Source organism: Clostridium sp. LXY-7 (assembly GCF_056172015.1).
Genome location: NZ_JBLLJL010000005.1, coordinates 459808 through 473464, shown reverse-complemented (window position 1 = coordinate 473464; position 13657 = coordinate 459808). Strand labels below are relative to the sequence as shown.

The 13657-nt window shown below is 31.0% G+C and carries 12 protein-coding genes and 1 riboswitch; of the genes, 10 read left to right on the top strand and 2 right to left on the bottom strand.

Going from position 1 to position 13657, the window contains the following annotated elements; all coding sequences use genetic code 11:
• The first annotated feature begins 289 nt into the window (after positions 1-289).
• The 6 genes from ACI48Q_RS18605 (at position 290) to ACI48Q_RS18580 (ending at position 6483) form a co-directional block, all read left to right on the top strand.
• The gene (locus ACI48Q_RS18605; protein ID WP_474920623.1) at positions 290-1171 is read left to right on the top strand and encodes a glycosylasparaginase; all 882 of its coding nucleotides are present in this window, start codon (positions 290-292) and stop codon (positions 1169-1171) included.
• A gap of 65 nt (positions 1172-1236) precedes the next feature.
• A complete protein-coding gene (locus tag ACI48Q_RS18600) occupies positions 1237-1974 on the top strand; it encodes a copper homeostasis protein CutC (RefSeq protein WP_474920622.1) in 738 nt (245 codons plus the stop codon).
• A 199-nt stretch (positions 1975-2173) separates the two neighbouring features.
• Complete coding sequence (gene rbr, locus ACI48Q_RS18595; protein WP_474920621.1) at positions 2174-2761, top strand: rubrerythrin; 588 nt, start codon at positions 2174-2176, stop codon at positions 2759-2761.
• Positions 2762-2966: 205 nt separating this feature from the next.
• Positions 2967-3159: riboswitch (cobalamin riboswitch) on the top strand.
• A gap of 1151 nt (positions 3160-4310) precedes the next feature.
• Positions 4311-4634, top strand: a complete 324-nt coding sequence (locus ACI48Q_RS18590) for a CGGC domain-containing protein (RefSeq protein WP_474920620.1) — start codon at positions 4311-4313, stop codon at positions 4632-4634.
• Positions 4635-4865: 231 nt separating this feature from the next.
• Complete coding sequence (locus ACI48Q_RS18585) at positions 4866-5228, top strand: hypothetical protein (protein WP_474920619.1); 363 nt, start codon at positions 4866-4868, stop codon at positions 5226-5228.
• Entirely contained in the window at positions 5215-6483 is a 1269-nt protein-coding gene (locus tag ACI48Q_RS18580; protein ID WP_474920618.1) for a glycoside hydrolase family 1 protein, read from the top strand. Before ACI48Q_RS18585 ends, ACI48Q_RS18580 begins: the two co-directional genes overlap by 14 nt.
• A gap of 56 nt (positions 6484-6539) precedes the next feature.
• Here ACI48Q_RS18580 and ACI48Q_RS18575 read toward each other — a convergent pair whose 3' ends face one another.
• Positions 6540-7004 carry a DMT family transporter gene (locus tag ACI48Q_RS18575; RefSeq protein ID WP_474920617.1) on the bottom strand — a complete coding sequence of 155 codons (465 nt, stop codon included), beginning with the start codon at positions 7002-7004 and terminating at the stop codon, positions 6540-6542.
• A gap of 10 nt (positions 7005-7014) precedes the next feature.
• Positions 7015-7437 (bottom strand): DMT family transporter, encoded by a 423-nt coding sequence (locus ACI48Q_RS18570; protein WP_474920616.1) that lies wholly within the window; start codon positions 7435-7437, stop codon positions 7015-7017.
• Positions 7438-7857: 420 nt separating this feature from the next.
• Between ACI48Q_RS18570 and yeiL the strand changes: the two genes are divergently transcribed.
• From yeiL to ACI48Q_RS18550, 4 genes are all read left to right on the top strand, one after another.
• Positions 7858-8553 (top strand): transcriptional regulator YeiL, encoded by a 696-nt coding sequence (gene yeiL, locus ACI48Q_RS18565; protein ID WP_474920615.1) that lies wholly within the window; start codon positions 7858-7860, stop codon positions 8551-8553.
• A 146-nt stretch (positions 8554-8699) separates the two neighbouring features.
• A complete protein-coding gene (locus tag ACI48Q_RS18560; RefSeq protein ID WP_474920614.1) occupies positions 8700-9743 on the top strand; it encodes an AI-2E family transporter in 1044 nt (347 codons plus the stop codon).
• A 215-nt stretch (positions 9744-9958) separates the two neighbouring features.
• Positions 9959-11686, top strand: coding sequence for an ABC transporter ATP-binding protein (locus ACI48Q_RS18555; RefSeq protein WP_474920613.1), 1728 nt, complete (start codon positions 9959-9961; stop codon positions 11684-11686).
• Entirely contained in the window at positions 11683-13614 is a 1932-nt protein-coding gene (locus ACI48Q_RS18550; RefSeq protein WP_474920612.1) for an ABC transporter ATP-binding protein, read from the top strand. The genes ACI48Q_RS18555 and ACI48Q_RS18550 overlap by 4 nt, the downstream gene beginning before the upstream one ends.
• The last annotated feature ends 43 nt before the right edge of the window (positions 13615-13657 follow it).

Here is a 13657-nt window from a genome sequence, read left to right as displayed (position 1 = left end):
TAGTGCTATTATATAACTAATATATAAGGAATTGTGCATTTCTTAAGGACGCATGAAAGTTTCTAGGTAAAGTGATTTTTTATAGTTATACTATAATATTTTGAAAAGAATATAAAACTGTATATGGTATTGAAAAATAATACTACTGTGAGTATAGTTAAAATAACAGTAATTTCAGAATAGTTTATAGTTTATAATGTAAAGTTTAAATTAAGGATAGAACTTCATAGAAGTTTTATTGATAATTCTATATTTTACATTCTATATTAATGAAGGGGGTTTTAAGCAAATGAAATGGGCAATAATTGCCACATGGCCTATGGCTTATGAGGGTGTATGTAAAGGAGCAGATATATTAAAAAATGGAGGAAATGCTCAAAATGCAGCAGAAGCAGTAGCTATAGATGTAGAGGATAATCCAGAATTTACATCAGTTGGTACAGGTGGGCTTCCAAATGAAAAAGGAGAAGTTCAACTGGATGGTGCTTTTATGGATGGAGATACTCTAGCAGTAGGAGCTGTAGCAGGAATGAAGGGTTTTAAAAATCCTATTAAAATTGCAAGAGCACTTATGAAAGAGAGATTCAACAATTTCTTGGTAGGAACTGGTGCTGAGGATTATGCAGATAAAAATGGCTTTGAAAGAGCTATACTACTTAGTGAAAAAGGAAAAGAAGAATGGTTAGTAGGACATGAAAAGGTTAAAAAAGGTCTTTCAGCATACGATGGACATGATACTGTAGGAATAGTAGCTCTTGATGAAACAGGAACTATTGCTTCAGCAACATCTACCAGTGGATTATTTATGAAAAAAGAAGGGAGAGTTGGTGATTCACCACTATTTGGTAGTGGATTATACGCAGATAGTGAAATTGGAGGTGCTACAGCTACTGGAGTAGGTGAAGATATAATGAAGGGATGTTCTAGTTTTTACATAACTTGCTTAATAAAAGAAGGAAAATCACCACAAGAAGCTGCAGATGAAGCTGTGAGAAATCTTCATAATAGATTAGTTAAAGCTGTTGGAAAAGCGAGAGATATATCAGTGGTGTGTTTAGGTAAGGATGGTTCTTATGGTGCATCTACTAATATTGATAGCTTTGAATTTGTAGTGGCAACTAGTGATATGAAGCCAACAATCATTAAAGCAAAATCTATACTAGAAAGTTAAGCTATATAAGAGAGTAGAAAAAGATATCTATTTCTACTCTCTTAGAGAAACTTGGAGGTGTTTTTATGATAGTAGAAATTTGTGTGGATTCTATGATTTCAGTAGAAGAAGCTAGCAAAGGAGGAGCCCATAGAATAGAGCTTTGTGCCAATCTAAATATAGGAGGAACAACTCCTTCATATACTCTTATGAAGCAAGCTAGAAAGGAATTTGAGGGTTATGTCCATGCTTTAATTCGTCCAAGATCTGGTGATTTTTGTTACGATGAATATGAAATGGAGGAAATGATATACTCTGTGGAAATAGCAAAAGAGTTAGGTCTAGATGGAGTTGTTATAGGAATACTTTCTCCTAATGGAACTTTAGATAAAGAAAAGATGAAAAGTCTTATAGCAGCAGCTCGACCTATGAAGGTAACCTGTCATAGAGCTTTTGATATGACAAGAGATTTAAAACAAGCCCTTATGGATTGTATAGAACTCGGCATAGATTACATTCTAACCTCTGGAGGAGAAAATAGTGTAATTGATGGCTTACATAACCTTTGTGAATTAGTGAAGGAGAGTAAAGGAAAAATTCAAATCATGCCTGGAGCAGGAGTGACTATAGATAACGTAGAGAACATTGTAAGGGCTACCGGAGTTGAAAATATTCATCTATCTGCAAAGCATATTTTAGAAGGTCCTATGGATTATAAAAACTCTAGGATATCTATGGGAATTAAAGGTGTAATAAATGAATATGAAAGAGTATATACTGATAGAGGCATAGTTAAAGAAATAGTTAGAAGAGTGCAATCTTAGCCTGCAAGGGAATACTTCATTTATTACTTGAGAAGTATGCCAAATACATAGGAAGATCTTCACTAAGGCCCACAGGAGGTATTTGAATTGAATTTTGAAATTTCTATGAAGTATGGTGAATTTATTAGCAAACTATGCAAAATAAGGTTATAATCTATTTAGAGTAATTTAAAAATTAACTTTAAGGGGGAATAATAATATGAAAAGCGTAAAAGGAACTAAGACAGCAGAAAATCTAATGAAGTCTTTCGCTGGAGAGTGTCAGGCAAGAACTAGATATACTTATTATTCTAGCACTGCTAAAAAACAAGGCTATGTACAAATAGCTAATATTTTTATGGAAACTGCAGAACAAGAAAAAGAACATGCTAAGAGATTCTATAAATTCTTAAAGGATGATCTTGCAGATGAGGCTGTAGAAATTCAAGCTGGTTATCCAGTTGCTCTTCATGATGATACTGCTAAAAATTTAAGAGCAGCAGCTAATGGAGAAAATGAAGAATGGTCTGAGCTATATCCTACATTTGCGAATATTGCAGAGGAAGAAGGATTCCCAGCAATAGCAGCGGCATTTAGAAAAATTTCTGAAGTTGAGCAAAGACATGAAAGAAGATATAGAAAATTATTAGAGAACATAGAAAATGGCACTGTGTTTAAAAAAGATGAAGCTGTAATGTGGAAGTGTAACAACTGTGGATATATTTATGAAGGCGCTGAAGCACCTAGTACTTGTCCAGCATGTATACACCCACAAGGATATTTCGAAGTTTTTGTAGAAAATTATTAAAAATAATATATTAATAAAATCAAAGGTAGGTCCGTAGGGGCTTACCTTTAATTTTATAACAGATATCATAAATAACATATTAAACATAGAAGCAATATATGATGAAATATAAAATTTGACACAAGTAAACATATATGCTAACATTGATTTTGTGGACGTTATATAATTTAATATACAATTGTATATTAAGACTTATAAAATAATTTAATATTCATAGGAAATAGGTTCAGTAATACTTAGTATTGTTGATTAAAAGGGAAGTTGGGTGTAAATCCCACGCGGTCTCGCCGCTGTAAGAGAGGAGTTTCCTTCTATTATGCCACTGTTTGTAAGAATGGGAAGGCAGAAGGAAATTATGATACTTGAGTCAGAATATCTGCCTGTTTTTTGCGCTGTAGCTCTACGAGTGATAGGGAGGTGTATATGATGGTATATTTGTGTGCATATTCATGACCCTTTAGCTAATTGTAGTTAAAGGGTTTTTTATTTTTAAGATATAGTAACTTTGGCTAATTTTTGATATATAAAAGCTGTATTAAGAATATTTGCTTAGTATAACAAAAAAAGAGTCATAATATTATGTATAAATTAGAATTTGAATATAAACATAAGCATAGTTACAGATTCAATATTAAAACCAGTGTTCATAGATGTTGGTAAAAGTTCAGATTTTTAGTTTGGGAATCCCATTAAATAGAAAACTGGCTGGTTTACCAATAAAATTTATTTAGAGCAATGCTCAGCATCAATGATGAGTATAAGCAGGAAATGTATTTAAAAATTTATTTGAAGAATCCCCTTCTACATGTGAATTATAGATAAAAAGTGTTTATAAATTATATATAGTTAAGAGCATAGCTATATATCAAAATATTGAAAATCTGTTTAATTAAAGTGTAGCTTTATTAAAATTAATTTAGAGGTAATTTTAATAACTAGGTTATTTTCATCTATTTATATTTAAAAAAGTTTAAGTTTTATAGTTTAGGGATTCACCTGTAATAAAAACTTAGAATTTTTAACAATAAAATTATTTAGAATAATACTTAATAGCAGCAATATTAAGTATATGGCACGAAATATTTTTTTCGGTTTATAATAGGAGCCCCCCTTCTATATGTAGATTATATATAGTGCTTATAAAAACATTAGTAATGAATGGTGAAATAATTTATTATTGATATATTACTTAATAAAAATTTAATTTTATTAAAGAGTTTATATTAAATTAATGGAGATAAAACAAGAAGTTACAAATTTAAATAAAGAACCTAATTGTTAGAAAAGGTCCACATGAAAAGGTTAGAGCAAGATAATGAAGAAGAGTTAAACATTGTTAGGAATATATGGAAATTTTTATATAAGGAGAATGTTAAGGAGTGTTTCTTAATTCATTAAAAGAAACTTGGCACTTACATTGGCTCAATGGAGAGACTCCTCATATTAAATATTCCTAACAATGATTTATATATATCAATACATAACTTGTAATAAAAAGCAATTATTTTATAGTATATTTAAATTAGCTAGTTAAAAAGGGAGATTGATTATGAGTATAGCAATAATGGCGTGTAGAAAGCTTGTAGGGAAATGTTCAGGAATAGGATGTTTCAATGCATATAATAATTCTACAGCAGCCTTTGAAATATATGGGGATAATAGACCAAGCCTTGCAAGCTATTTTTATTGTAGTGGTTGTAAGGAAACTTTGTCTGGAGATGAAGACTGGAATCACAAAATAGAGCAATTGAAAAAAAGAGAGGTTGATATAATTCATCTTGCTCTCTGTATAAAAGTAGAATGTGATAATTATGAAAAGCATGAAAAAATGCTAGAAAAGGAAGGCTTTAAAATAGTTCATGGAAGCCATTAATAATTAGCCCGTAATAAGTTTTATATATATCAATTATATCAATTAAGTCAATAATATAGCTCATGGTTATAGGTAGCCATGAGCTATATTATTTATTTGAAGAACTAATTTACAAAAATTGCAATTAAAGGTACAATTAATTTACAGCGGTATAAATACAATATGATATGAATGTTAGTGAAGTGTATATATGAGAATTTCCTATATTAAAGTTTAATGGGAGTGTGAAAAATGAAAAAGCTTACCACTAAAAAAATCATATTATTTGCAATTGGACAGCTCGGATGGTCAATTTTATCAGATATAATAATGAACTGGTTAGTGTATTTTTATCAACCAGACAATATATCACAAGAAATAATTCCAATTTTTATACCGCAAGGACGCATAATATTAGATGTTACGACTATTATAGATTTAATATGTATATTAATCTTCACCTCTATAGCTAATATAGATTTTTCAGAATTAGGATATAGACTAACAGTAGCATGTGCAGCATTCTTTTGCTTAGTAAGAAGGCTTAGTTTATTACTATATAATGAGAAATATGTAATGAAAATAGTGGGAGGAATAAGTTATGAAGGGCTATAAGTTAGCTTCAAATATGCTACTAGGTTGTGCCACTTCAGCGACTCAGATAGAAGGTGGAGATAAGAATAATAGCTGGTATCAGTGGTGTCAACGTGGAAAAATAACTGATAAATCAAGCTGCTATAGAGCAAATGAACACTGGGAGAGATACAAAGAAGATATCGATTTAATGGCCTCTATGGGTATGGAAGTATATCGTATGGGATTAGAGTGGAGTAGAATTGAACCCATTGAATGTGTCTTTGATTATGATGCTATAGCTCACTATAGAGAAGAATTATCCTATCTTATAGCTAAAGGAATTAAGCCTCTGATTACACTTCATCATTTTTCTAATCCATTGTGGTTTGAAGATAATGGGGCTTTTGAAAACAAAGATTGTGTAAGAAGCTTTGAAAGCTATGTGAACTTTGTAGTAGAGCATTTAGGAGATTTATGCAACGAATGGATTACTATAAATGAGCCTAATGTATATGTTGCTAATGGTTATGTTTTTGGCACATGGCCACCAGGGAAGAAAAGTATATTTACGGCTCTCAAGGTAGTTAGAAATTTAACTCTTTGTCATATATCCAGCTATAAGCACATCCATAAAATCCACAAAGAAAAGGGATTTAAAGGAGAAGCTATGGTAGGATTCACAAATCATTTAAAAGTTTTTACACCTTATAATTCTAAGAGTATCTTTAATAAATTATCTAGTAGAGTAGTGGAGTATATGTTTCAGGGTGCCATAACTAAAGCTATGTCCACAGGTGAGTTTAAATTTCCTATAGGCTTTGGAAGTCCATTAGGAGTGGGAAAATACTATGATTTTATTGGAGTAAATTATTATACTCGTGGTACGGTTAGAGGTTTTAAAAATGATGTAATGCTAAATACTTCCCAAAGTTATCTGAACTGGGAAATATACCATCAGGGAATAAGTGAAGTGATTAAAGAGCTATACAAAAAGTATGAAGCTCCTATATGGATTACTGAAAATGAAGCCTGTGATTGTAAGGACAATTTTAGAGTAAAGTATATCTATGACCACATCTATGAACTACAGCAATTAGAACTACCAATAGAGAGATATTATCACTGGAGTTTTATGGACAACTTTCAGTGGTTAGAAGGAGAAAGTGCATGTTTTGGATTAGTGGAAGTAGATTATGAAACTCAAAATCGCACTATAAGAAAAAGTGGAGAATTTTATTCAGAGATAATTAAGAATAAGGGTGTTACAGAAGAAATGATAGGAAAATATTTGTAATATAAAGGCTATCCTAAAAGTATTGAATTTTAATGCTTTTAGGATAGCTATTATTTTTAGATACAGCTTTCAGAGATTAATACTTGCTTTTTATCTATTCTTGAATTATAGAGAAGTCCTAATACAATAAATATCCCACCTACTATTTTTCCAGCAGATAGATTATTAGTAGTTATGAAGTCTATTATTACTCCAGTAAAGATTTGACCTATAAAAATAATTAAAGTAAGGTAGAAGGAGGAAACCTTTGGAGTTATAACAGAAGATAAAGATACCACTATAACTCCTAAAAAACCACCCATATAAACCCAAAGGGGAATAGATAAAAGATTTAAATTTCTTAGGCCTAAAAGTTCCTCACTTATAATGAGAGCCAAAAGGGAACAGGTTAAGCCAACTATATAGTTATAAAAAGTAGATTGAAACAATCCTATTTTATCTGAAAGCTTAAAGTTTATAATCCTCTGAACTACTATGGCAACACCTGCTAATATTGAAAATAAAATATAAATTAAATACATAACATCCCTCCTAAAATAGAGTCATTATAATGACACCTACACAGATTAATAATAGACCAAAGATTTTTTCTTTTTTAAACTTATCAACTTTCATACCAAGAAGTCCATAATGATCTATTATAATAGAAGTCACAGATTGGCCAAGAAGTCCCAGAGCAACAGTAAGTGAAACTCCTATATTTTGAAAAGCAACATTGGTGAAAAGTACCACGAAGATACCTATAGCACCACCACAATAAAAATATAGTGGTATGGCTTTATTGAAAGTAACCTTATATTTTTTTACTATTAAAATAAATATAATACATATGAGTCCAACTATATGGATTATAACTGATGAAGTATAATTACCAGTAGCAGTGCCTAATACTCCATTGACTAACACCATAATAGAGATTAAAATCCCTATAAAGCCTGCATATAAGTTATACATAAAAAATCCCCCTTAAATCTTATATATTTAATTTAACATAGATTATATATATTTGATTAGGACATATGTCATAATATAAATAAAGTGTGAAGCACTTTATTTCAGGTAAAAGTGCCGTAGGCATAGGTAAATACTCACTGCGTTCGTGGTAAGGCGTCACTTTGTGACAGGTAAGGAGCAACCGAAGGTTGCAGGAAAGGTGGAAAATCAGGAAAGCTGATTTTATATTTTAAAGCCACAAAGTCGAAATATAACTGCTTTTGTCTATGCAAAAGCCCCCTTTACCTGTGAGCTTTGCGAACTCCTTACCTGTGCAAAAGGCACTCCTTCCCTGCGAACAAAGTGAGCCTCTTACCTGCAACCTACGGTTGCCCTTACCTAAATAAATTGCTTCACATTTTATTTAAAGGAGTTGTTAATATGAAGAAAATAAAAAATGAAGAGCTATTAAAAAAATATATTAAAAGATATAAAATAAATGAATTCTTTTCTAATGATATGACACCTTATATGGAGTTAATTATGTTTAATAGGAATGAACATATTTGTAGAAGAGGAGAAAAAATAGAGTATCTTTTTTTCTTGGTGGAAGGTAAGACAAAGATATATAGGGATTTAAATAATGGTAAGTCTTTATTAATTTGTTTTAATTCTCCCTTAGTTATCATGGGAGATGTGGAATTCTTAGAACAAGATATAACGGATTCAAATGTTCAGACAATTATAGAGAGTTATTGTATAGCTATAAATTTTAATTATATTAGAAAATTTGCCCTTGAGGATTGTGAGTTTTTAAAGCTTATATGTAAAGGATTAGGAAATAAACTTATTAGAAGTACTAACAATAGTTCTATTAATCTTCTTTATCCTCTTGAAAATAGATTAGCTAGTTACATATTAGCATTTTTAGACTGGGAAGAGAGCAGTGACTGTGGAAGAGCAATTTTTGAGGGGAATTTAACTCAGACAGCAGAATTATTAGGGGTAAGTTATAGGCATTTACATAGGATATTAAATAAGTTTTGTGAGGAAAAAATACTTGTGAAGAATCAAGGTTATTATGAAATTTTAGATAAGATTAGATTAGAGAAATTAGCAGGAGATGTATATAAGTAAGATTTAGCATAAATTATATTTTAGTATTAAACTTGTAATTTATGGATAAATATGTAGTTAAAATTAAAAGATATGGTATAATTTAAGATAATAATGGCAATTTATTCAATAGAGTGCTTTTTATTATAAGGGGATGGTGTGATATTATGACTTTTAAAGAAGCCTATAAAAGAGTAGAGCGGTATGGCATATTTTTTATTGTTTTTAATATATGCTTTGCAATACTTGTATTTTCCTTAAACTATGCAATACCATTTGTTTTAAGTGCATTTATGGCACTATTGTTATATCCTATATCTAGAGTATTATATAATAAAACTAAAATAAATAGGGACTTAATAAACATATTTTGTATTTTACTTACTTTTGCCATAATGATAAGCTTTTTAACTTTAATTGGATATGGAATATTTTCAGAGGCCAAGGATTTAGTTATAAAGGTATCAATATTAAATATTGATGTAGAAAGTATATTTGAAAAATTTAATAGTATAAAAGAAAATACAAAGCTATTACCACCAGATGTGATAAATATAATAAATAATCAAATAGAAATGATGATAAATAAGGTTGGAGTAGTAAGTGCTACATTAGTTAATACCATTATAAAGCTGATAGCCTCAATCCCTATGGGTTTGATAAACATATTAATTACAATAATAGCTACATTTTTACTGTTGAAGGACTTTGACTATATAAAGAGAAAATTTTTAAAATCTGAGATGAATAGAAGAAATAGCATTCCACTAACCTTATTTAAGAGAGCTAATGAGTTTTTAGCTAAGTATATTCAAAGCTATACTATTATTTGGACTATGACCTTCATTGAAGGGTTAATAGTATTTAAAATTTTAGGTATAAAGTACTGTTTTACATTGGCAATTATAGCAATGATTGCAGATATTCTGCCAATTATAGGAGTTGGATTCGTATTCACACCCATTTCTGCCATATATTTTTTAATGGGTGATTATGTTAGAGGAATTATAGTTATAATTTGCTATATTATTATTACTGTCATCAGACAAATTGTAGAACCTAAGTTGTTAGCTGCTTCTTTGAAAATTCATCCATTAGTAATATTAGTCTGTATATATGTAGGCATGAGAAGCTTTGGAATCATGGGAATGATATATTTGTTATCTTTTGTGGTGTTCTTCAAAATATTAAGAGAAATAAATGCTATATGATATAAACATAAGTTTAGTATTATAATCATGAGTTAATATTATAAACAATATAATAAATAAGTAAAAAGTCATACACTATTTAGTATGGCTTTTTTATTTTATAGATTATAAGTGAAAATAAGAATACAAGTAGGGTTTATAGGTTAAATTATCCTTGTAAAACTAAAATTACTCAGAAGTAATATGAAAATAAATACTAAAGAGGAGGCATGTTAATGCTAAAGTTATTTGCATATTTAAAGATATATATATGGTCTATTTTAGCAGTTATAATATTTTTATTTTTCCAAACTATGGCTGATTTGTACTTACCTAATTTAATGTCTAATATTGTTAATAATGGTATGTTAAGGGGAGATACAGCCTATATTTGGAGAGTTGGAGGCTTTATGCTAGTCATTGCAGCAGGAAGCGCTATTTGTGCAGTTATAGGAAGTTTTTTAGCTTCAAAGGTTGGAATTGGTTTTGGAAGGGACATAAGAGAAAAGGTATTTGCAAGAGTTGAGAGTTATTCATTAAATGAGTTTGATAAATTAGGTACAGCATCATTAGTTACAAGAACCACTAATGATATCACTCAGGTTCAAATGGTGGTAGTTATGATGCTTAGGATGATGATTATAGCACCTATTACAGGTATAGGCGGGTTAATTATGGCATTATCTAAAGATAGAAAATTGGCTATTATATTAGCTATATCCATACCAGTGCTTATTATATTAATAATTTTAGTTGCAAGAATCATTGTACCATTGTTTAAAGCAATACAGAAAAAACTAGATAAGTTAAATTTAGTGGCTCGTGAAAACTTAACAGGTATTAGGGTAATTCGTGCTTTTAATCGTATTGAAGATGAGAAGGAGAAGTTCAATGAAGCTAATGTGGATTTGACAACTACATCTATTAAAGCTAATAAAATCATGGCTATTTTGATGCCAGCTATGATGCTTATTATGAATTTAACCAGTGTAGCTATCGTATGGTATGGAGCAATCTATGTAAATCAAGGCACATTACTGATAGGAGATATGATGGCATTTTTACAATATGCTATGCAAATTATGCTAGCATTTGTAATGCTTTCTATGATGTTTGTAATGATCCCAAGGGCTCAAGCCTCAGCAGTTAGAATAAATGAAGTATTAGATATGGAATCAGAAATAAGTGATCCTAAAGAAGTTATAGAAGATAATTCTAAGCGAGGATATGTGAATTTTAAAGATGTAACCTTTAGTTATCCTGGAGCGGAAGAACCCGCTCTTAAAAATATATCCTTTAGCACTAAACCAGGAGAGATAATGGCCATAATTGGAGGTACAGGTTCAGGAAAATCTACACTAATTAGCTTAATCCCAAGATTCTATGATGTTGATTCAGGAGTTATAGAGGTAGATGGAGTAGATATTAGAAAAATGAATCAGGAAACTTTAAGAGAGAAAATTGGATTTGTTCCTCAAAAGGCTGTACTTTTTTCAGGAAGTATTTCAGAGAATATTAGATATGGAAAAGAAGATGCTACAGAAGAAGAAATATTCCATGCTGCTAAAATAGCCCAGGCTACAGAGTTCATAAATAGCATGAATGAGGGATATAATTCTGAAATTTCTCAAGGTGGTGGCAATGTATCAGGAGGGCAAAAGCAACGTCTTTCTATAGCTCGGGCACTAGTGAGAAAACCTGAAATATATATTTTTGATGATAGTTTTTCAGCCCTTGATTTTAAGACTGATGCAAAGCTTAGAGCAGCCTTAAAGAAAGAGACTATAAATTCTACAGTAATCATAGTGGCACAAAGAATTAGCACGGTGATGGATGCTAACCGTATTCTCGTTTTAGATGAAGGAGAAATTGTTGGAATGGGAACTCACAAGGAATTATTAAAGAACTGTGACATCTATAAGGAGATAGCATCTTCACAGCTTTCAGAGGAGGAGTTAGCATGAGTAGTGGAGATAAGGTAAAGCCACAAGGTGGACATATGGGTCATGGTAACACAATGGGAAGGCCAGTGGAGAAGGCTAAGGATTTTAAAGGTACCTTAAAGAGATTAATAGGTTACCTAAAGCCTCAAAGGAAAAAGTTTATCTTAGTTTTTGCATTAGCTATATTGGCTACAGTTTTTAATGTGTTCGGTCCCAAAATAATGGGAGAGGCTACTAATATATTAATAGATGGACTAATGAAGAAGGGAAGATATTTCATGGATCTTCAAAAGGCCAAAGAGCTAGGGGATATGGCAGCACTTCAAAGTTTATCTTCTATTCCGGTACCAGAAGTAAACTTTAATAAAATATGGTCCATTATAGTGTTTCTTATAGTGCTGTATGTATTAGGTTCAGTATTTAACTTTATTATGGGATACATTATGTCTGGAGTTTCACAGAATACGGTTTATAAAATGCGTAATGACGTCAATAATAAATTATCAATATTGCCATTGGAGTATTTTGATGGTCGTACTAATGGAGAGATATTAAGTAGAATTACCAATGATTTAGATAATGTGGGAAATACTCTTCAACAGAGCTTAACTCAATTAATTACGTCTATGGTCACAATTGTAGGAGTAATAGTAATGATGTTGTCCATTAGCCCAACAATGACATTAGTAGCTTTGATTACTTTGCCACTCTCTGCCATAATAACTATTTTTATAGCTAAGAAGTCACAGAAGTTTTTTTCTGAGCAACAGAGCTCTTTAGGAGAATTAAATGGTCATGTGGAAGAGATGTATACAGGACATAAGGTGGTAAAGGTTTTTGGACATGAGGAGAAGGCTATTGATGAGTTTAAAAAGATCAATGAAGAGTTGTATGAAGCAGGTTGGAGAGCTCAGTTTGTATCCGGAATTATTATGCCACTGTTGAATTTTATAAGCAATTTAGGTTACGTATTTATATGTGTTATAGGTGGATTCTTGGTGACTAATGGAAGGATACAAATTGGAGATGTTCAGTCCTTTATTCAATATGCAAGGCAGTTCACTCATCCTATAATTCAAACAGCAAATATTACTAATGTTATTCAGTCAACAGTTGCATCGGCAGAAAGGGTATTTGAAGTACTTGATGAAGAAGAGGAAATAGCAGATAGTCCAAATGCTAAGGTGATTGAAAAGCCAAATGGAGAAGTAGTATTTGATCATGTTAAATTTGGATATACAGAAGATGCTATTCTTATTAAAGATATGAATATAGATGTAAATCCAGGAGAAACGATAGCTATAGTAGGACCAACAGGAGCAGGAAAAACTACGCTAATAAACTTACTTATGAGATTCTATGAGGTGAATGATGGGAAAATATTAATAGATGGAATTGATATAAGGGATATAAGTCGTGAGGATTTGAGATCTATGTTTGGTATGGTATTACAGGATACTTGGTTATTTAATGGTACCATAAGGGATAATATAGGTTACGGAAAAGAGGGAGCAACAGAGACCGAAATTGTGGCAGCAGCGAAGGCAGCTCATGCCAATCATTTTATAAGAACATTACCTAAAGGTTATGACACAATACTAAATGAAGAAGCATCAAATATCTCTCAAGGACAAAAACAACTTTTAACTATTGCTAGAGCAATACTTGCAAACCCATCTATAATGATTTTAGATGAGGCTACAAGTAGTGTGGATACTAGAACAGAGATATATATTCAAAAGGCTATGAATGAACTGATGAAAGGGAGAACTAGCTTTGTAATAGCTCATAGATTATCAACTATAAAAAATGCAAATTTAATTCTAGTTATGAATAAGGGTAATGTAATAGAAAGTGGAACTCATGAAGAACTATTAAAAAAGGGTGGTTTCTATGCAGAGCTTTATAACAGCCAGTTTGCTAAAAATAATACGGAAGAAGCATTATAAATGCTACTGTAGTTACAGTGTGATTCACATCTAACTTATGATA